Genomic DNA, 18690 nt, shown 5'->3' on the forward strand with positions numbered 1-18690 from the left:
AGACTGGCCACTAGTTGAGCTAGCTACTGAGGTCTGGGACTGCGTTTTCTGTCCATCAGCCTCGGACGAGGCCTCGAGATCACGCCCGTTCTCAGCCTCGGACTCCGTGCGGCCGAACTGCTCTGAGTGGACGCTCAGGGTGGGAGCGACGGGAGCGACTCAAGCGCGGCGCTGCTCGGGCGCGTCGTCCGCTGACGCGAACTCGTCCTGCGACACCGCGGGGACGAGGAGCGGATCGGCGTCGGCCGGACGCTCGACGATTCCGCGCAACGTCTCGAGGAAACGCACGACGACGCCCGTCTCGGCCGGGCTCAGAGCCTCGGCGGCCTCGAGCATCCGGCGGTGCATCTCGTCGAGGGTCTCGCGGACCTCGCGGTGGGAGGTGGGGGTCGCGACGATGCGGATGGCGCGGCGGTCGCTCGGGTGCGGCTCGCGCACGACGTGGCCGCTCTTCGCGAGCCGGTCGATGAGCACTGTCGTCGAGGCGGAGGAGATGCCGAGATACGCCGCCAGATCCTTCGGGCTGACATGCCTGCCCTTCTGCTGGCGGCGCATCAAGAACTGGACGGCCAGCAGATCGTTCTCGCCCATGCCCATGGAGCCTCGGGTCCGGCGGCGCATCGCCGCCTCGGCCGTGCGGAACGAGCGCATCGCAGCGAGGACCTCGACGGCTCCCGGCTCGGACGCCTCGCCCGAGTGCGGGGCAGCCCCGTGTCGCGTCGGCGTCGCCTCATCCATGCGGAACAGTCTAGACAGACGTATAGCACGATGATCTAGCGAAGCCACGCTCGGCGTCGACGCGTGTCCGCGGCGCTTCCGCTCCGCCACGAAGGAGGCCCGCCAGTGAGACGAGCCGGCAGGTCGGGAGGAGCCGACGCGCTCGCGCACCTGCACGCCCACAGCATCCTGCACCGCGAGGTGAAGCCCGGGAACGTGCTCTCTGGCGCGGAGCCGCGTGCGGTCGCCCGGGTGTGCAGCGGTTCGTACACCTGCACGCCCACGGCCTGCTGTAGCGCGATGTGAAGCCCGAGAACGTGCTCGTGCGCTCGCGCGCGACCCGCTGCTCGTCTGCTTCGCGCTGACGCGCCTCCGACGACCCTCCGACGCCCAGGCTCCTCCTCACACGCCTCCCGTAGGCTCCTGGCAACCCTCGAACGACACCGCGCCGCGCCGCCGCGGCCCCGACCGGAGCCGATCCCATGACCCCGCGACGCCTCTTCCGCCTGCTGTCGATCGTGGAGGCGGTGACATGGACGCTCCTCATCGTGGGCATGCTGCTCAAGTACGTGGTCGGAGTCGGCGACTGGCCGGTCAGCGTCGCCGGGCCGATCCACGGGTTTGCGTTCCTCGCCTACGGTGCCGCCGCTCTGGTCCTCGCGGTCAACCAGCGCTGGTCGGCAGGTGCGACCGCGCTCGCGGTCGTCAGCGCTGTCGTGCCGTACGCGACCGTTCCGCTCGAGCGGGGGTTCGAGCGGAACGGGCTGCTCGAGGGCGGGTGGCGGCGCGAGGCCACCGCCGACCCGCGCGACGGGCGCCCGACGAGCCGCCTCCTCCGCTGGGCGCTCGGGCGACCGGTGCTCGCTGCCGCGCTCGTGCTCGCGGCGGTCGCGGTCGTCTTCGTGGCTCTGCTGGTGGTCGGGCCGCCCGGGGGCGGCGAGGTATGAGCGCGGTAGGGGGAGGCTGCGGTCACCGCGTCCGGGTGCGGCGACCGGGCCCGTTCAGGCGGCGAAGGCGCGCGTCTCGGCGTCGATGAGGACCTCGGCCGCGCGACGCGCGTGCAGAGCCGCCTCCGGGCTGCCGGCGATGGCCGCGGTGGTCTGGGCGCCCTCCGCCAGGATCGCGAGCTGCGCGGCGAGTTCGGCGCCGCCTCCTGCCTCCCCCGCGAGGTGGGCCAGGAAGCGCTGGAACGAGTCCTTGTGCTCACGGGCCAGCAGGGCGACGGCGGGGTGCGACGAGCCGAGCTCCCCGAAGGCGTTGATGAAGCCGCAGCCGCGGAACGAGTCCTCCGAGAACCAGTCGAAGAGGAAATCGTAGATGGCGAGCAGCTTGCCACGCGGCCCGTCGGCGGCGGCGACCCGCGCGCTGACTCCGATGGTCCACTGCTCGTGGCGGCCGTGCAGGACCGCGACGATCACCGCCTCCTTGCTCGGGAACTCGGCGTAGAGACGCTTGAGCGAGACTCCTGCCGCGGTCCGCAGCTCGTCCATGCCGACCGACTGGATGCCACGCTCGTAGTAGAGGCGGTCGGCAGCCGCGAGGATCGCCTCGCGGGGAGGGCTCTCGTCGAGGATGCTCGGGGACATCCCTCCATGGTAGGTGGTGCGGGAACGGGCGTTCTCGGGCCGTGCCCGTGCGAGGTGCAGCGGATGCACGGTGAACGCGCGCCGGGAGGCCGTGACCCGTGAACAGCGGCGCTAGATGACGCCGTTCCGACACCGCATCATGACGCCATGCCTCCTTACCCGCTGAGCCGAGAGGCGCTGTGTTGCAGTGGGGGCTACGACTCAGACCCTTCTACACATGTGGGAACCGCGAACGCGGACTTTGGCTAGGCGGGGGAACACGCGTTGTGCGCGGCCGCCGCCTTGAGGCTCTGAACGTCCCGACGGCGGAGGTAGAGCGTCGCCCTCGTCACGGGCATGTCGCGCGACGTGCGCGGCCGGCTCGCCGATACCCATCGGTCGGGCTGCATGTTCGACCCAGCTGCTGGTGGAGGCCCGACTCAGGCCGACGAATCCATCCCTGCCGCGCGATGCTTCGACACCGAACCGGTGATCGACTCCCGCGTCATCTCGAGCTCCACCTGCGCCAACGCCGCCATGCCGACGAACGACATCTTCATACGAGGCACCACCCAAGTGGACACTCGGTGTCCGCTTGTGCTACTTTGAAGCCATGGACGACACACCGGGCCTCCGGCGAGATGCTGAGGACAACCGAATGAGGTTGCTCGCAGCAGCTCGGGAGGTGTTCGCCGAGCATGGAACCGGCGCCACGCTTCACGATGTCGCCCGCCATGCCGGAGTCGGTGTGGGGACGGCCTACCGCCGGTTCGCCAACAAGCAAGAACTGCTCGAAGCGGTGATGGTCCAGCAGGTCGACGACATCGAAGAGATCCTTCGCACGTCGTTGGCGAATCCTGATCCGTGGCAGAGCGTCGTGGACTACCTCGAATCGGCGTTGGAGATCCAGGTGCGTGACCGCGCGCTCGGTCAGATCATGGCTGCACAAGAGCGGACCCCAGCTCAGCTCGACACACAGCGCGACCGTCTTGCTCCCCTCGTGGATGCTCTGATGGACCGGGCGATCGAACATGGGGTCGTTCGCCCTGACGTCACAGGCACCGATCTGGTGTTCGTCCAGATCGGACTTGTCTCGATCGCAGCGACCACCCGACAACACGGCCCCGACTCTGATTCACCAGCGGCCGAGCTGTACCGCCGTTACCTCACGATCTTCCTCGACGGCCTCAAACCGAAGGAAACTCTCTCATCACTCCCGGTCAGGGCCCTGACCTCGGATGAAGTGCACCAACTCCTTCGCCGAACCCTCCAAGACGTCCGCCGCTGACAAGCAACACCACCCGACTAAGACGATCACTCTCAACAACAGCGTGATCAGGTCACTCACCGGGCTCGGTGTGCGCCAGCGCGCCCTCGAACAGCCCCTGCTGGCTACGACAAATCACTGACGACCGTTACCGCGGCCACTGACACCCAGCTTCGGCTCTAACCAGCTTCTTTCTTCGTCCTCGAAAGGACTCACTTCGTCATGCCCACTACCCAAAAGCTGCCGCCCGTCGCGGCAGACCAGAATGGCGTCCACACCCCAGAGCGGCAGCGCCTGCCCATGGTCGTCTGGATGCTCGGCGTCGTCGCCTTCGTGATGGGCACCACCGAGTTGATCGTTGCCGGCTTGCTACCTCAGGTCGCCGCATCGCTAGACGTCTCGATCGCTCAAGCCGGTCTCCTCATCACCGTCTTCGCGCTCGGAATGGTGATCGGAACACCCGTCATGGCCGTTGCGACCCTCCGCCTTCCCCGGAAGGCGACGCTCATCGCGGCCCTGCTGCTGTTCGCCGTCGCGCACGTCGTCGCGGCCTCCACGGACGTGTTCGCGGTCGTGCTCGTTGCCCGCTTCGTCGCCGCCATCGCTACCGGCACGTTCTGGGCGATCGGCGCAGTCGTCGCAGCCGCTGCGGCCGGACCCGAGGCCGGAGCGAAGGCCATGGGAATCATGGTCGGCGGTGTCACTCTCGCGACCGTTCTCGGCGTCCCCATCGGCACGGCCGCCGGCCAGGTGCTCGGCTGGCAGGGTCCCTTCTGGGTACTCGCCATCCTCGCTGCAGGCTGCGCCGTTCTGCTCTGGAAGGTACTTCCGAGAGCTGAGAACGCCGAACCCGGAGCGAACCTCCGCGCCGAGTTCCGCCGACTCCGCAGCGCCCGCCTGTGGACCATCTACGCAGCGACCGCCCTCATTCAGGCATCCTTCATCGGCGTCTACAGCTACATCGCCCCGCAACTCACTGAGCGCGCCGGCATCGCCCAAGCAATCGTCCCCATCATCATGATCGCTTACGGAATCGGAGCCCTCGCCGGCACCACCCTCGGCGGCCGGTTCGGTGACCGACACCCGTACACCGTCATCGGTGTCACGGTGAGTGGCCTGATCGTGACGATGGCCGTGCTCCTGGTCGGGGGCGGAAACCCCGCCATCGCCACCGTGTTCTTCACCTTGATGGGCCTCTTCGGCTTCGCCGGAACCCCCATCCTCGTCTCCGAAGCCCTGCGCACCGCAGGTCCCGACGGAGTGCTCCCCATCGCCCTGAGCAACTCGTTCTTTAACGTCGGCATCGCGATCGGCTCCGGCCTCGGAGGCGTCGCCCTCGCCTCAAGCTTCGCCGAGCAGGGGGTACCGGGAATCGGCCTGATCCTCGCCGCCGCCGCCGCCGTACCGTGCATCGTCCTAGCCCTCACCGCAAAGAAGGCCACGCAATCCGCCGCAGCGCTGAAGAGCTAAGCACTCCCGTCTCACACTCGGAGAAAGAAGAGTCCTCATGACCGCATCCCCCCTCCTCACTCTCAACAACGGCGTCGAGCTTCCGGCCATCGGCCTGGGTGTCTTCCAGACTCCCCCCGCTGAGACCACCGCCGCCGTCACTTCAGCGCTCCAGAGCGGATACCGCCACATCGACACCGCCGCCGCCTACGGCAACGAGAAGGAAGTCGGCGAAGGCATCCGCTCCTCCGGTGTCGACCGTGCTGACGTCTTCGTCGAAACGAAGGTGTGGATCAGTGACTACGGCTTCGATGCCACCCTGCACGCCTTTGAGAAGAGCGCGGCCAAGCTCGGTCTCGACCACATCGATCTGCTCATCCTGCATCAGGCCCTGCCGAGTCGGTTCGACCTCACCATCGAGGCCTACAAGGCCCTCGAGAGCCTCCTCGCAGACGGCCGGGTGCGGTCGATCGGGGTCAGCAACTTCATGCCCGAGCACCTCACCGCGCTGCTGGAGCAGACCAGCATCGTGCCGGCCGTCAACCAGATCGAGCTGCACCCGTACTTCCAGCAGAAGGAGCTACAGGCATACGGCACCGAACACGGCATCCTGACGCAGGCATGGTCACCGATCGGCGGCATCACCCACTACCGCGACTCAGACAAGAGCGCGCTCGAAGACTCCACCATCCTCCGGATCGCGGAGGCGCACAGCAAGTCCCCGGCGCAGGTCATGCTCCGCTGGGGCATCCAGGCAGGCCGGTCGGTCATCCCCAAATCGACCAAGCCGACCCGCATCGCCGAGAACTTCGACGTCTTCGACTTCGAACTCACCACCGAGCAGCTCTCCGCCATCAACGACCTCGACACCGGCACACGCGGCGGTCCGGCACCAGAAGCCGTGACCCTCGAGGCCTACAGCCGCGACATCCCCGAGGCCTGAAGCCTCACAACCGAAGCAAGCCCCACAGACGCTCCGCTCCCGAAGTCCACGACTCCGAGAACCGGACGCCTCCCCGTTCCATCACCTGAAGGAGAAGTCATGCGAGCAGCACTCATGTACGGCGCCGGAGACGTGCGCATCGAAACCGTCCCCGACCCCAAGATCCTCGAACCCACCGACGCGATCGTGAAGATCGTCGCCGGCTGCATCTGCGGCAGCGACCTGTGGCCCTACGCCTCCAAGGAGCACGACGGCGAGCCCGCCCGCATGGGACACGAGTTCGTGGGCGTCGTCGAGGAGATCGGCGCGGACGTCACCGGCGTCGCCGTTGGCGACTTCGTCATCGCCCCGTTCGTCGCTTCCGACGGCACCTGCGACTTCTGCCAGGAAGGCCTGCAGACCTCCTGCCGTCACGGCGCCCACTGGGGCTCCGACGGCGTCGACGGCGGCCAGGGCGAGAAGGTCCGCGTGCCCCAGGCCACCGGCACCCTCGTCACCGTCCCCGCCGGCTTCGACGAGACATTCGTCCCGTCGCTGCTGAGCCTGTCCGACGTGATGTCGACCGGCTACCACGCCGCCAAGATGGGTGGCGTCAGTGCAGGCAAGACCGTCGCCGTGATCGGTGACGGGGCCGTGGGCCTCTCCGCCGTCCTGTCGGCGAAGTTGCTCGGCGTCGAGCGGATCATCCTCCTCGGCCGCCACCAGTCCCGCACCGATCTCGGCCGCGAGTTCGGCGCCACCGACGTCGTCGCCGAGCGCGGCGACGACGCCATCGCCGCTGTGAGGGATCTCACCGGCGGTGACGGCGTCCATGTCGTCCTGGAGGCGGTCGGGCTGAAGCCCGCCCTCGAGACCGCGTTCGCGATCGTCCGCGCCGGCGGCGTCATCAGCCGCGTCGGCGCACCACAGTTCGAGGATGTCCCCTTCGGCTTCGGGCCCTTCATGGCCAACGTCACCCTGACCGGTGGCGTCGCGCCTGCCCGTGCCTACATCGACGAGTTGCTGCCCCTCGTCCTCGACGGCAGAATCGAGCCTGGCAAGGTCTTCGACCGTACCGTCGACCTCGATGGCGTGCCCGCCGGCTACCAGGCGATGGCTGACCGTGAGGCACTCAAGGTGCTCGTCCGCCCCTGAATCCTCCCGCGGAATCACCGCCCCACGCTTCCGGACGTCCGGACCGGTTCACAACTCATTTCTGAACCGGTCTGGGTTTCTGGCCAGACGCTTTGACCCCCGGCCAGTCCAGCCGAATTTGTCGTCGGCGGCCTGCGGTTGAAGTATGCGGTCATGGACCCTGGGCCCCGATGAGGGCCAGACGTTGCTCGTCTACGAGCCCGCTCCCGGGACCCCGCACGAGGACGCGATCCGCCTCCTCGCCACCTGGCAGGTCACCCCCGCCGGGATCCCCGCCGACACGGACCACTGCCCCAGAAAGGCACAGATTCCTGAGATGGACGGAACTATGAAGGCATCGCGCATTCGAAGGCTGCGCTCGGCGGCACAGGTCGGACCAGGACTAGTTCAACGAGATCGTTCCCGCGATGCCGGGGTTGGCTCTGGCAGGCAGGCCGACGGGGGTGAGGCCGGCTGCGACGGCGAGTACGGCGACAGATGCCGCGGCTGACCACGCTTGCGGTCGGCAGGCGGCCGGGTAGGGCACTGCTGCCTTGAAGGAGTACGCGGAGTCTCCGGAGTGCAGCTCGGGGACTCGGTAGTCGAAGCTTTCGGCGGCAGCGAGAAGCCCCTGCGCGAGGGTGGCAGCCTCTCCGTCGAACCCTTCACGGGCGAGGCCGGTGATGGCGATCGCGGTGTCGTGAGTCCAGACGGAGCCGCCGTGGTAAGAGAGTGGCCAATATCCGTCGGCGTCGGTGGAGAGCGTACGGAGCCCGAAGCCGGAGTTCATCTCTGACGAGACGAGCAGCTGTGCGACGCGCGCGCTCTGCTCGGTGGTGAGGATGCCGGTGCCGAGAAGGTGGCCAATGTTGCTGGTGACGGTGTTGACGGGACGCTTGTGTGCGTCGAGCGCGATCGCGGGATACCCGCCGTTGCCGTCCTCGATCCAGAACGCGTCCGCGAAGCGCGCCTTCATGGCGGCTGCGTAGTCGGTCCACTCGCTACCGGGGCGTCCGAAGTGCTCAAGGAGCTCGGCGGCGGCGAGGGCCGCCTCGTACGCGTACGCCTGCACCTCACAGAGGGCGATCGGGCCTTCGGCGAGAGTCCCGTCCTGCCACTGGATCGAGTCGCCGGAGTCCTTCCACCCTTGGTTCGCGAGGCCATGGCCGGTGGTGTCGATGTACTCGAGGAACCCGTCGCCATCGCTGTCGGCATGATCGCGGAGCCACGCGAGTGCGGCGTCGAGGTGGGGCAGGAGTGCTTCGACTTCTGCGTCGGGCAGGCCCCACTTCCACGCTTCGTGCAGGAGCGTGATCCACAGCGGAGTCGCGTCGACGGTGCCGTAGTAGAGCGGCGGTAGCGAGACGTCCTCGCCGGGGATGGTGAGCACCTGGGGGCGCAGCTCGTGCATGATCTTGCCGGGCTGCTCGGCGGTCTCCGCGTCGGTCTCGGTGCCTTGAAGCCCAGCGAGGACCCGCAGTGTGGAGGCTGCGAGGTCGGTGCCGAGGGGAAGGAGCATGCGCGCGGCCCAGAGGGAGTCGCGCCCGAAAAGGGTGAAGAACCACGGTGCCCCAGCAGCGAGGAAGACGTCGTCGGGGCGCGCTGTGGTGACCATGCGCAGGCCGGTCAGGTCCTCGAGTGCCGTGTGCACCCATCGCGCGAGGCGGAAGTCGCCGCTGGTGACCGAGACGTCCTGCCACTGGGGTGTTCCGGGAGCCGCTGCGACGACGGACTCGCGGTCCTCGACAGTGATGCCCCAGTCGAGCCGGATCGAGTCATGTGCGGGAATGGTGATCGGCCACGTCAGAACCAGCTCGGCTCCGTCGATGCTCATGTCCGCTCCGATCGCGTCCACGCGCGCGTCGGTACTTGCCGTACGCCAGGTGACGGATCCGGTCCCGCGTACCGCCTCGATATCGATGTCCTCGACGAGGCCGGCCTTGACGATGTGCATGACAGAGAAGTCCGCGCGCAGACGCACTTCCACGATCGTGTCGACAGCTTCACCGCGCGCGGACTCCACCGTGAAGGTCTCGCGCAGCGAGGTCCCATCGACGTCTCGGCGGCGCACAAGCCGCATTCGGGGATCCGCGACCTCGTCGTCGAGGTGGCGCAGCAGCGACACGTAGGTCTCGGTCGACGCGGAGTCGCGGAACGCGGCGACGTGTTCTCCGCTGCGGCCGCCGACCGTCGCTTCCAGCGAGGACACGATGCGAGTGTCTCCGCTGTAGAGGCCGTGAATGGGAGCGCTGCCCACCTGCCCGTCGGCACTCGACCAGATCTGCACCGGCGCGCACAGCAGCATCGACTCCGCGTGCAGCAGAGGCTGCAGCGTCTCTCCCCGCGAGACGTCGGCGGGATCGGTCATCAAGACGGAAACGGTGTCGTTCACAGTCGACTCCTCAGTGAATCGTGGGCGCGGCGAGCCGTGCAGATGGATGACGGGGGTGGCGAGAACTGTCTCGACCGCGACAGTTGACACCCGCCGCTCGACAGGTAACATAACATTTGATCGATCCAAACCGCAAAGGTGGATCGGATCACTTCACCAAAGTGCCCCGTCCACCACTTGGCTTGATCGTTCTAATCAAGCGTTCATCGCCGAGCGAATTCTTCTCGGCTCCACTCTGGAACTCGAGGAGGCTCTCGTGGCCGGTCTTCCCACCGTCTCCGACGTCGCAGCTCTTGCCGGCGTGTCTCGACAGACGGTCTCCAACGTTCTCAACTCCCCGGACATCGTCCGGCCCGCTACACGAGAGCGCGTCATCGGAGCGATCCAGGAACTCGGCTACCGTCCGGACGCGTCGGCTCGTCGCCTGCGCACTCGGCGCTCGGGCACGATCGGAGTGCGCTTGGAGCCCGTCCTCGACGGCATCTCGGGGACTCTCTTGGATCGCTTCCTGCACGCGGTCACGGAACTCGCCGCACAGCGCGGCCTTCGCGTCCTTCTGTACACGGCGGCATCGCCGGCAGAGGAGATCGCGGAGCTCGCGCGGCTGCGGGACGGCGCCGACGTCGACGCGATCATCCTGACCGCCACCTACGCCGGCGACGAGAGAAGTCGTTGGCTGATCGAGAACGCTGTTCCCTTCGTCGCCTTCGGCCGACCCTGGGGAGCGGACGATGTCAACAGCCCGCAGCACCTGTGGGTGGATGTCGACGGCGCCGCCGGTGTCCGTGCCGCGACCGATCAGCTGCTCGGCGAGGGTCTGCAGCGGATCGCCTTCCTCGGCTGGCCGAGCGATCAGGGCACCGGCGATGACCGCCGCACCGGATGGTGGGCGAGCATGACGGAGCACTCCGACCTGGACTCCGACGCTCTTGAGGCGCTGTCGGTGACAGCAACCATCGACATCAACGATGCACGCCGAGCGACGTCGGAGCTTCTGGCCGTGCACCCCGACCTCCAGGGCATCGTGTGCGTCTCCGATTCCGCCGCGCTGGGCGCTTTCATGGCCGCCACTGCACTCGGCCGCGCCGACGTCGCGATCACCGGCTTCGACAACACCCCGGTCGCCGCTGCCCTGGGCCTGTCCAGCGTCGAGCAGAACATGGACGAAGTCGCCGCAGGTGCCCTCGAACTGCTCCTGGGACCGTCCGGCGCGACCGTGATCCCTCACGACCTCACCGCCGGGGAAGCGCACCGTCTGATCGCCCCTCAGCTCATCACACGGTCCCCGCTGCACATCGAACCCGGCTCGGCCACTCCCACCACTCTTCCTTCCCCCTGACACCCCGGTCTACTACCGGCCCCTCCCCATCGATGAAAGGTCAGCCATGAACATCACCCGTACGGCACGTTGGAGTGCCGCACTCGTCGCCACAGGCATGCTCGTCACCCTGACGGCCTGCTCCTCCGACTCCTCCAGCGACGGTGCCAGCGGCTCCTCTGACGGCCTCACCGTCCTCATCGCCTCCTCGAGCGACGCCGAGGGCGCGGCGGTCACGGCCGCCAACGACGCCTGGGCGACGGAGAACGGCACGACGGTCGACACCGTCATCGCCAGCGACCTCACGCAGCAGCTCGGCCAGGGATTCTCCGGCGACAACCCGCCGGACCTCTTCTACATGAGCTGGGACCAGTTCCAGACGTACGCGAGCAACCGCTACCTCGAGCCCTACGCTCAGGACGCCGAGAACGCCGACGCGTTCTACCCGGCCCTCAAGGACGCCTTCAGCTACGACGATCAGTTTTACTGCGAGCCCAAGGACTTCTCGACGCTGGGGCTCGTCATCAACACCGATCTCTGGGCGGCCGCCGGGCTGACCGACGCCGACATCCCCACCGACTGGGACTCCCTCGAGTCCGCGGCGCAGAAGCTCACCACCGACACCGTCGCCGGCCTCTCCTTCGGACCCGAGTACGCGCGCATCGGCACCTTCATGAACCAGGCCGGCGGCTCCCTCATCTCCGAGGACGGCACCACCGCCACCGCGAACACCCCCGAGAACGTCGCCGGCCTGCAAGAGGTCCAGAAGCTGCTCTCCGACGGCGTGCTGAGGTTCCCCGCCGACATCGACTCCGGCTGGTCGGGCGAGGCGTTCGGCAAGGGCGCCGCCGCGATGGTCATCGAGGGTCCGTGGATCAACGGCGCCCTGAAGGCCGACTACCCGGACGTGAAGTACACCATCGCTGAGCTGCCCGCCGGCCCGGGTGGCAAGTCGACCTTCACCTTCAGCAACTGCTGGGGCATCCCCGCCGGCAGCGACACCGCCGAGTCCGCCGAGTCCCTCGTCTCCTACCTCACCAGCGATGAGCAGCAGCTCGCATTCTCCGACGCATTCGGCGTCATCCCCTCGACCGAGACCGGCGCCGCTGAGTACGCGACGAAGTACCCCGAGAACGCCGCCTTCGTCGCGGGCAACGACTACGCCGTCAGCCCCGTCGCCTTCGCCGGCGCAGCGACCGTGATCACCGACTTCAACGCGTCGCTCGAAGGCATCGCCACCGCCGACCCCGAGGCGATCCTGGAGACCTTCCAGACCAACCTCCAGGACGCTCTCGACACCGCCAACGCGAAGTAAGCCAGGAGACACCCCATGAGCAGTCCAGCCGCAGCGGGTCGCCCCGCACCGAGCACCCCTCGCCGCACCGGCCGCGGAACCTCCGGAACCGGTGCCCCCGGCCCCGGGATCCGCGGCTCTGAGGCCCGCTACGGCTGGCTGTTCACCCTCCCCGCGATCCTCCTCGTCGGCGTCTTCCTCGTCCTCCCGATCGTGCTCGCCCTCTGGGTGAGCCTGAGCAACTGGAACGGTCTCGGCTCACCCATCGGTGGCACCGCTCAGTTCGTGGGCTCCGATAATTACCAGGCTGTCCTCACCGAGCCGGGCCTGGCGCAGAAGGACTTCGGCACCGCCATCCGCAACAACCTCTACTACGTCCTCCTCGTCGTCCCCCTGCAAACCGCGCTGGCCCTGTTCCTGGCCGTGCAGGTCAACCGACGGATCTTGCGCGGCCGCGGCTTCTTCCGCACCGCCTTCTACTTCCCCTCCGTCACCTCCTCGATCGCGATCACGGTGATCTTCCTGTTCCTTTTCAGCGCCTCCGGCGTCGTCAACGCGGTCCTCGGTTGGTTTGGGGCCTCCGGCCCCACCTGGATGGCCGACTCCTCCGGGATCCTCCACAACCTCCTCGGACTCGTCGGAGTCGACTCCGCCCCGGGATGGCTCACCGGCGCCGCTCCCCTCGGGCTCACCTGGTGGGACTGGGTCTCCGGCCCCTCGGTGGCGATGTGCGTGCTGATCGTCATGGCGATCTTCACTACCTCCGGCACCTTCATGCTCCTCTTCCTCGCCGCACTGCAGAACGTCGGAGGCGAGATCGAGGAGGCCGCGCTGATGGACGGAGCGGGGGTCTTCCGGAAGTTCTTCTCCGTCACCCTCCCGATGCTCAGACCCACGCTGTTCACCGTGCTCACGCTTGGCCTGATCGGCACCTGGCAGGTGTTCGACCAGATCTACCTCACGGGAGGAGGCGCCCCCGGCAAGACGCTCCTCACGCCCGCCTACCTCGCCTACGAGTCCTCGTTCCGCGGACTCCAGTGGGGCCAGGGTGCGGCCATCGCCTTCATCCTCTTCTTCATCATCGTGGTCCTCACACTGCTCCAGCGCGCGCTCCTCCGCGAGAAGGGCGAGTCGAAGGGCCGGCGCTCCCGCCGAGCAGCCCGCGCCGATGCCGCGACGACCCTCACCACCGGAGGTGTGCGATGAGCACCCTGATCGACACCGCACCCCGCACGGCACCCGAGCCCGAGCCGGCGCCGCTCCCGCACCGCAAGCGCGTCCTCTCGGCCCGCACCCGGGCCTCCGTCGCCGCCGGCTACCTGATGTTGATCCTGCTCGCGCTGGTCTACATCTACCCGTTCCTCATCTCGATCGCGTCCTCGATGAAGACCGACGCCGACGCCACCGGGAACCCGCTCTCGCTGCTGCCCGCCACGTGGTCTTTCGCCGCGTACGAGCGGCTGTTCACCGACGTCCCGCTTCCGCGGTGGGCGCTCAACTCGACGATCATCACCCTCTGCGTCACCTTCGGCCGGGTGTTCTTCGACTCCCTCGCCGGATACGCGCTCTCGCGTCTGCGCTTCCGCGGCCGGAACCTGCTCTTCGCCGGCTTCATCGGCGTGATGAGCGTGCCCGCCGTGGTGCTGCTAATCCCGCGCTTCCTGATCCTCAAGCAGCTAGGCCTCTACGACAGCTACGCCGGGATGATCATCCCGCTCCTCGCGGACGCCGCCGGGATCTTCATCATGAAGCAGTTCTTCGACTCGATCCCCGCCTCCATCGAGGAAGCGGCGCGCATCGATGGTGCCGGCATCTTCCGCACCTTCTGGTCGATCGTGCTGCCCATGGCCCGACCGGCGGTCATCACGCTGCTGATCCTCTCCTTCCAGGGGTCGTGGAACGAGTTTTCGCACTTCGTCGTCTCGCGGCAGAGTCCGGACCTCAATACGCTCACCACAGGCGTTGCCTCCCTTGTCTCGGGGCAGCTGGGTGCCGGGAACCAGTACCCACTCCAGCTAGCTGCCGCCGTGCTGATGTCGATCCCGGTCGCAGTCCTGTTCTTCGTCTTCCAGAAGCGGATCATGAACACCACCGAAGGCGCGGAGAAGGGCTAAAGGGCGCGGACCATCGGTCCCGACGCGCCACGGAGCGATCACAGAAGGCCGCCGCTGAACGGGCAACTCCACAGCATCAGGATCGAGGACCACCAGCGCACGATCGGGAAGATCACCGGCACCGGTGGCGATTCACGCCGGTGGGTCGAGCTGCTGATCATCGACGAAGCCGAACGCCTCACACCCACCGCGCTCGAGCTCCTGGGCGATCGGCGCGACCGCGAGCACCTCGCGATCATCCTCATTGGCATGCCCGGCATCGACCAGCGATTCCGCCACTACCCCCAGCTCTACAGCCGCCTCGGCTTCGCCCGCCGCTACCGCACCCTCGGCCAAGACGAGCTCCTCTTCGTCCTCGACCGCCACTGGAAACGCCTCGGCCACACCCTGAACCCCGACGACTTCACCGACGCCCAAGCCATCGCCGCGATCCAACGCATCACCCGCGGTAACTTCCGCCTCCTCGAACGGCTCTTCCCGCAGATCCAGCGCGTGCTGAAGATCAACCAGCTCGAGACCATCACCGACGACGTCATCGAAGCCGCCGCCAGCATCCTCGTCACCGGATGACGACATCAAGCGGCAACGGGACTGCGCCATCGAGCGGCGCTGCCCACAGCCGTGACCCGTGCCTGCTAGCGTCGCGCTCGGGCGCGTCGGCGCCGGGAACGGGAGGCGGGGCACATGGTCGTGGCGATGCAGGCCGAGGGGTTCGACGGGCCGGAGGCGCTGCGCGCCGTCGAGGTCGATCCGGGGGAGCCGGGGGCCGGGCGGGTGCGGATCGCGGTGCGGGCGGCGGGCGTGAATCCGGCTGACGCGAAGACGCTCCGCGGAGTGTTCGGCCGGGGCAGGCTGCCGGTGCGTCCGGGCAGCGAGGTCTCGGGAGTCGTGACGGCGGTGGGCGAGGGAGCGGAGGGGCCGCTCGGCCCGCTGCGGGTGGGCGACGAGGTGGTCGCGTTCCGGGTCTCCGGCGGCTACGCGGCCGAACTCGTCGCACCTGCGAGCGCTGTGCTGCCCAAGCCGTCCGGGCTCGGCTGGGAGGCGGCGGCAGGGCTGCTGCTCGCGGGCACCACCGCGGCGCACCTCGTCGAGGCGACGCGGGTCGCCTCCGGTGAGACAGTGCTCGTGCACGGGGCGAGCGGAGCCGTGGGCACGCTCGCAGTGCAGCTCGCGCGCTCGCGGGGTGCGCGCGTTCTCGGTACGACGAGCGAGCGCGGCGAGGCCGTCGTCCGCCGACTCGGCGCCGAGCCGCTCCGCTACGGGCCGGGGCTCGAGGGCCGGGTTCGGGAGGCGGCACCCGAGGGCGTGGACGCGGCGCTCGACACGGCGGGCACTGCGGAGGCGCTGGACGTCTCCGTCGCGCTGGTCGCCGAGCGGTCTCGCGTCGCGACGGTCGCCGGCTTCGAGCACGCGGCCCGCCTTGAGGGTGTGTTGCTGCTCGGCGGCGGCGCGGGTGCCGACCCGGGTACCGCCCTGCGCGACGCGGCTCGACCTGGGCTGCTCGAGCTGGCGGGCCGCGGAGAGCTGGAGGTGGTGCTCGGTCCTTCCTTCCCGCTGCGGGAGGCGGCGGCGGCACTCGCCCTCGTCGAGTCGGGCCGCGCGGGCGGCAAGGTGGTGCTGCTCCCCTGAGCGCCCAGCCGAATCCGAGCGCCCAGCCGAATCCGAGCGCCCAGCCGAATCCGAGCGCCGAGCCGAACTCCGAACCCCGCGCGAGCGCGGGTCTCTCCTCCCTCGATCTCCGGGCCGACGGACCCTTCGACGCGGCCGGCGCCGCGAGCCTCGTGCGCAACCACGCCCTCCCCGGAGTGGAGCGTGTCGGTGACGACGGCCGGAGCCTGGAGCGCCTGCTCACGGTCGCGGGTGCCCTGCACCCAGTGGCGCTCGCCATCACCGAGACGGGCGTCCGGTTCGAGGCGGAGACCGTCGTGATCGAGCCCGCGGCGGCGATCGTCCGCGCCTGGTTCGACCTCGACTCTGACGTGGTCGCGATCGGCCGGCAGCTCTCGCGCGACCCGCTGCTCGCGCGCTCGGTCGCCGAGCGGCCCGGGCTCCGTGCGACGCAGTACCCGGAGGCGTTCGAAGCCGCCGTGATGGCGGTCCTCGGGCAGCAGGTCTCCGTCGCTGCGGCACGCACCTTCGGTGCTCGGACGGTTGCCGCGTTCGGCACCCGCGGCGCGCGCGGACTGCTGGCCTTCCCGACTCCTGCGGCCCTGCTCGCGCCGGAACTCGAGGAGCTGCGCTCGGCCATCGGCGTCACCAGCGCCCGAGCTCGGACGGTGCGTGCCCTCGCCCGTGCCGTCGCCGACGGGCTCGTGCTCGACGGCGCAGGCGATCTGCGCGAGCAGCGGCGCCTCCTCCTCGCCCTCCCCGGGATCGGACCGTGGACGGCCGACTACCTCGCCCTGCGGCTGCTCGGCGATCCGGACGCCTTCCCGGCCGGCGACCTGGTGCTGCGCAGGGCGCTCGGCCGTGTGAGCACCGCGGAGGCGGAGGCAGCCTCGCAGGCCTGGCGTCCGCACCGGGCGCATGCGGCGTTCCACCTCTGGGCGAGCACCGGAGCGGTCTGAGCTGCGGATGCGCGTCGCCGAGATCGAGACGTCCGTGCGGCCTGCTCACCGGAGGCATCGGCGCTCCCGACCTCGGGGGCGCGCGGACTACGTCAGGTACTCGACGTCGTCGTACAGGATCGGCGCGTCCTCGGCGTTCGGATCCTCCGCCGGGACGTCCTCGTGCTCGAGGATGACGGCGACGCCGGGTGAGACCAGTACGCAGACCTCGCGTTCGCCCGCGACGGTGAAGCTCACCATGTCGCCGCGGTTGCGCACGGCCTCGACCAGGCGCTTCTCGAGCTCGTCCGTGTCGAGGGACACGGCCAACAGGAACTGGCGTCCGTCGATGCTCAGCGTCGTGCGGCGGATCGTCGCCTCCGGCTCCGGAGGCGCCCCACGGCCACTGCGGCCCGGCGTGACCGCCTTGACCCGGAGTGACGACGCGTGCATCCGGACGACCGCGTTCACGACGGCTCCGGCCGCGACTCGTGGTGACGGCGGCCGGCCGTGCGTCGGTCCTCCTTCAGCTCGGACTCGAACAGGTGGCGCCGGCCGCCGGCGAGGGCCTCGCGGGCGGCGCGCTCCTGCTCGCGGAAGACGCTGTAGTAGGAGTCGTCGTAGTCCTCGACGATCTGGAAGGTCCACCGGCCCTCGATCACGTTCCGGCCGACGAGTTCGGTGTCGATCCGTTCGGCGATCTCGGAGTGGCCCGCCTCCCGCAGTGCCTCGACGGCCTCGCCGAGGGCGAGATCGGCGGCACCGGTGAGGCGGTGGAAGCCGTAGAGCAGACCTCGAGCGTGCTCGACCGTCTCGAGTGCCTCCGAGAGCTTCCCGAGCGCCGCCACGGAGGCGTCGTCGAGACCCTCCGGGCGCAGGTGCGCGGAGTCGGGGTGGTCGTGTGAGCTGCTCATCTCGGAGAGCCTAAGCCGACGTCACTCCCCTGTGACCCCCTTGCGCCACCACCCGGAATGGTTCCTGCCCTCGGCGCGAGGTGCGTCGCCCGCACGTCGCTGAGCTGTCCGTCGGCCGCCAGAGCAGTGAAGACGGTGCAGGTCGGCTGGCGCCGCCGATCGGTCGGCGAGCCCGGGTTCAGCAGGCGCAGGCCGGCGGGCGAGACCGTGTCCCACGGAATGTGGCTGTGCCCGAAGACGAGTACGTCGGCCCCGGGGAAGGTGGCGTCGGCGCGCGCCTCCCGACCCGCCGCCCCGCCCGTCTCGTGCACGACGCGCATGTCGAGGCCGGCGATCAGCGCCCGTGCGACCTCCGGCAACCGCGCGCGCACCGGCTCCGGATCGTTGTTGCCCCACACGGCGAGGAGCCGCGCGGCGCGCGCCTCCAGCGCGTCGAGCGCCGCCTCGTCGACCCAGTCGCCCGCGTGCACGACCAGATCGGCCTCGTCGACGGCGCGCCAGACCGCCTCCGGGAGGTCCTTCGCGCGGGTCGGCAGATGGGTGTCTGCGAGCAGGAGGAGGCGGACCGGCCCGTCGAGCCGCGGTGGTGCTCCGTCGGGCCCCGGCAGCAGCAGCGGCATCAGCGCGCGGGGCCGGGGGTCGGCTCCACCCCGCCGTCGGAGCCGGGATCGGTGGCGGTGGCCGACTCGTCGAGGCGCGCGTCGAGCGCGTCGAGGGTGGCCGCGAACCAGAGGTGGTCGCCGCGGTTCGACTCGACCACGAAATCGTGCAGCGCGCTCGACGCCGACACCTGCTCGGTCACGTCGCCCACGATCACGAGGCGCTTGCCGTAGTTGACGAGCTTCTGCACGAATTCGCCGGCGATGCCGGAGCGGAGGCGGAAGAACTCGGGGTCGAGGCGGCCGACCGGGACGACGATCGTCCCGACGTCGCCGTCGTAGGTCCGGGCGACGAGCGCGAGCGCGTCCTCTGGCGTCGAGAGCGCGGGCCCGTCGTCGTCAACGAGGAGGAGGGGGACGCCCTGTTGGGTCTGGGTTCGCATCGCCCCAGCCAACCAC

18 protein-coding genes and 1 pseudogene are annotated in these 18690 nt (G+C 69.1%); 12 read left to right on the forward strand and 7 right to left on the reverse strand.

The genetic code is table 11. The features are described 5' to 3' along the window. Nucleotides 1-159: 159 nt before the first annotated feature. Nucleotides 160-738: a MarR family winged helix-turn-helix transcriptional regulator gene (locus GSU10_RS15585; RefSeq protein ID WP_068209570.1), complete on the reverse strand. Its 579-nt coding sequence runs from the start codon at nt 736-738 to the stop codon at nt 160-162. 461 nt (nt 739-1199) lie between these two features. Here GSU10_RS15585 and GSU10_RS02510 point away from each other — a divergent pair, with 461 nt between their 5' ends. Continuing rightward, nucleotides 1200-1664 carry a DUF3817 domain-containing protein gene (locus tag GSU10_RS02510; RefSeq protein WP_132504804.1) on the forward strand — a complete coding sequence of 155 codons (465 nt, stop codon included), beginning with the start codon at nt 1200-1202 and terminating at the stop codon, nt 1662-1664. Nucleotides 1665-1718: 54 nt separating this feature from the next. On the opposite strand, the gene GSU10_RS02515 is transcribed toward GSU10_RS02510, so the two are convergent. Then, nucleotides 1719-2303 carry a TetR/AcrR family transcriptional regulator gene (locus tag GSU10_RS02515; RefSeq protein ID WP_068209567.1) on the reverse strand — a complete coding sequence of 195 codons (585 nt, stop codon included), beginning with the start codon at nt 2301-2303 and terminating at the stop codon, nt 1719-1721. A gap of 592 nt (nt 2304-2895) precedes the next feature. Here GSU10_RS02515 and GSU10_RS02525 point away from each other — a divergent pair. The 4 genes from GSU10_RS02525 to GSU10_RS02540 all read left to right on the forward strand — a co-directional run bounded on the left by GSU10_RS02525 (nt 2896) and on the right by GSU10_RS02540 (nt 7075). Continuing rightward, complete coding sequence (locus GSU10_RS02525; RefSeq protein ID WP_068209564.1) at nt 2896-3570, forward strand: TetR/AcrR family transcriptional regulator; 675 nt, start codon at nt 2896-2898, stop codon at nt 3568-3570. Between the two features lie 201 nt (nt 3571-3771). Continuing rightward, complete coding sequence (locus GSU10_RS02530) at nt 3772-5019, forward strand: MFS transporter (protein ID WP_082845045.1); 1248 nt, start codon at nt 3772-3774, stop codon at nt 5017-5019. A 37-nt stretch (nt 5020-5056) separates the two neighbouring features. Beyond that, nucleotides 5057-5941 (forward strand): aldo/keto reductase, encoded by an 885-nt coding sequence (locus GSU10_RS02535; RefSeq protein WP_068209558.1) that lies wholly within the window; start codon nt 5057-5059, stop codon nt 5939-5941. A gap of 99 nt (nt 5942-6040) precedes the next feature. Then, the gene (locus GSU10_RS02540; protein WP_068209555.1) at nt 6041-7075 is read left to right on the forward strand and encodes a zinc-binding dehydrogenase; all 1035 of its coding nucleotides are present in this window, start codon (nt 6041-6043) and stop codon (nt 7073-7075) included. A 382-nt stretch (nt 7076-7457) separates the two neighbouring features. On the opposite strand, the gene GSU10_RS02545 is transcribed toward GSU10_RS02540, so the two are convergent. Further along, nucleotides 7458-9446, reverse strand: coding sequence for a glycogen debranching N-terminal domain-containing protein (locus tag GSU10_RS02545; protein ID WP_338419328.1), 1989 nt, complete (start codon nt 9444-9446; stop codon nt 7458-7460). 256 nt (nt 9447-9702) lie between these two features. Between GSU10_RS02545 and GSU10_RS02550 the strand changes: the two genes are divergently transcribed. From GSU10_RS02550 to GSU10_RS02580, 7 genes and pseudogenes are all read left to right on the forward strand, one after another. Further along, nucleotides 9703-10785 (forward strand): LacI family DNA-binding transcriptional regulator, encoded by a 1083-nt coding sequence (locus tag GSU10_RS02550; protein ID WP_068209546.1) that lies wholly within the window; start codon nt 9703-9705, stop codon nt 10783-10785. Nucleotides 10786-10831: 46 nt separating this feature from the next. Next, nucleotides 10832-12079 (forward strand): sugar ABC transporter substrate-binding protein, encoded by a 1248-nt coding sequence (locus tag GSU10_RS02555; RefSeq protein ID WP_068209543.1) that lies wholly within the window; start codon nt 10832-10834, stop codon nt 12077-12079. A gap of 15 nt (nt 12080-12094) precedes the next feature. Next, nucleotides 12095-13264, forward strand: a complete 1170-nt coding sequence (locus GSU10_RS02560) for a carbohydrate ABC transporter permease (RefSeq protein ID WP_068209540.1) — start codon at nt 12095-12097, stop codon at nt 13262-13264. After that, entirely contained in the window at nt 13261-14172 is a 912-nt protein-coding gene (locus tag GSU10_RS02565) for a carbohydrate ABC transporter permease (RefSeq protein ID WP_068209537.1), read from the forward strand. Before GSU10_RS02560 ends, GSU10_RS02565 begins: the two co-directional genes overlap by 4 nt. Before the next feature lie 75 nt (nt 14173-14247). Further along, a pseudogene (locus tag GSU10_RS02570) lies at nt 14248-14742 on the forward strand (AAA family ATPase); the annotation flags it as partial. 114 nt (nt 14743-14856) lie between these two features. Further along, a complete protein-coding gene (locus GSU10_RS02575) occupies nt 14857-15801 on the forward strand; it encodes a quinone oxidoreductase family protein (protein WP_241972903.1) in 945 nt (314 codons plus the stop codon). 152 nt (nt 15802-15953) lie between these two features. After that, the gene (locus tag GSU10_RS02580) at nt 15954-16739 is read left to right on the forward strand and encodes a DNA-3-methyladenine glycosylase family protein (protein ID WP_068213573.1); all 786 of its coding nucleotides are present in this window, start codon (nt 15954-15956) and stop codon (nt 16737-16739) included. A gap of 87 nt (nt 16740-16826) precedes the next feature. Here the strand turns inward: GSU10_RS02580 and GSU10_RS02585 are convergent, their stop codons facing one another. From GSU10_RS02585 to GSU10_RS02600, 4 genes are read right to left on the reverse strand one after another with little or no spacing between them, the layout of a single operon-like run. Then, on the reverse strand, nt 16827-17189 hold the full coding sequence (locus GSU10_RS02585; RefSeq protein ID WP_068213571.1) for a hypothetical protein: 363 nt from the start codon (nt 17187-17189) through the stop codon (nt 16827-16829). Beyond that, nucleotides 17186-17632: a hypothetical protein gene (locus GSU10_RS02590; protein WP_068213562.1), complete on the reverse strand. Its 447-nt coding sequence runs from the start codon at nt 17630-17632 to the stop codon at nt 17186-17188. Before GSU10_RS02590 ends, GSU10_RS02585 begins: the two co-directional genes overlap by 4 nt. Beyond that, nucleotides 17629-18252: a metallophosphoesterase family protein gene (locus GSU10_RS02595; RefSeq protein WP_132504802.1), complete on the reverse strand. Its 624-nt coding sequence runs from the start codon at nt 18250-18252 to the stop codon at nt 17629-17631. The genes GSU10_RS02590 and GSU10_RS02595 overlap by 4 nt, the downstream gene beginning before the upstream one ends. Further along, a complete protein-coding gene (locus GSU10_RS02600; protein WP_068213208.1) occupies nt 18252-18674 on the reverse strand; it encodes a DUF4180 domain-containing protein in 423 nt (140 codons plus the stop codon). The genes GSU10_RS02595 and GSU10_RS02600 overlap by 1 nt, the downstream gene beginning before the upstream one ends. Between the last annotated feature and the right edge of the window lie 16 nt (nt 18675-18690).

This window comes from Rathayibacter tanaceti (assembly GCF_009834165.1).
Taxonomy (GTDB): domain Bacteria; phylum Actinomycetota; class Actinomycetes; order Actinomycetales; family Microbacteriaceae; genus Rathayibacter; species Rathayibacter tanaceti.

Coding starts and splice junctions, on each gene's coding strand:
- GSU10_RS15585 (WP_068209570.1), bottom strand. CDS start 738: ATGGATGAGGCGACGCCGACGCGACACGGGGCTGCCCCGCACTCGGGC.
- GSU10_RS02510 (WP_132504804.1), top strand. CDS start 1,200: ATGACCCCGCGACGCCTCTTCCGCCTGCTGTCGATCGTGGAGGCGGTG.
- GSU10_RS02515 (WP_068209567.1), bottom strand. CDS start 2,303: ATGTCCCCGAGCATCCTCGACGAGAGCCCTCCCCGCGAGGCGATCCTC.
- GSU10_RS02525 (WP_068209564.1), top strand. CDS start 2,896: ATGGACGACACACCGGGCCTCCGGCGAGATGCTGAGGACAACCGAATG.
- GSU10_RS02530 (WP_082845045.1), top strand. CDS start 3,772: ATGCCCACTACCCAAAAGCTGCCGCCCGTCGCGGCAGACCAGAATGGC.
- GSU10_RS02535 (WP_068209558.1), top strand. CDS start 5,057: ATGACCGCATCCCCCCTCCTCACTCTCAACAACGGCGTCGAGCTTCCG.
- GSU10_RS02540 (WP_068209555.1), top strand. CDS start 6,041: ATGCGAGCAGCACTCATGTACGGCGCCGGAGACGTGCGCATCGAAACC.
- GSU10_RS02555 (WP_068209543.1), top strand. CDS start 10,832: ATGAACATCACCCGTACGGCACGTTGGAGTGCCGCACTCGTCGCCACA.
- GSU10_RS02560 (WP_068209540.1), top strand. CDS start 12,095: ATGAGCAGTCCAGCCGCAGCGGGTCGCCCCGCACCGAGCACCCCTCGC.
- GSU10_RS02565 (WP_068209537.1), top strand. CDS start 13,261: ATGAGCACCCTGATCGACACCGCACCCCGCACGGCACCCGAGCCCGAG.
- GSU10_RS02575 (WP_241972903.1), top strand. CDS start 14,857: ATGGTCGTGGCGATGCAGGCCGAGGGGTTCGACGGGCCGGAGGCGCTG.
- GSU10_RS02590 (WP_068213562.1), bottom strand. CDS start 17,632: ATGAGCAGCTCACACGACCACCCCGACTCCGCGCACCTGCGCCCGGAG.
- GSU10_RS02595 (WP_132504802.1), bottom strand. CDS start 18,252: ATGCCGCTGCTGCTGCCGGGGCCCGACGGAGCACCACCGCGGCTCGAC.
- GSU10_RS02600 (WP_068213208.1), bottom strand. CDS start 18,674: ATGCGAACCCAGACCCAACAGGGCGTCCCCCTCCTCCTCGTTGACGAC.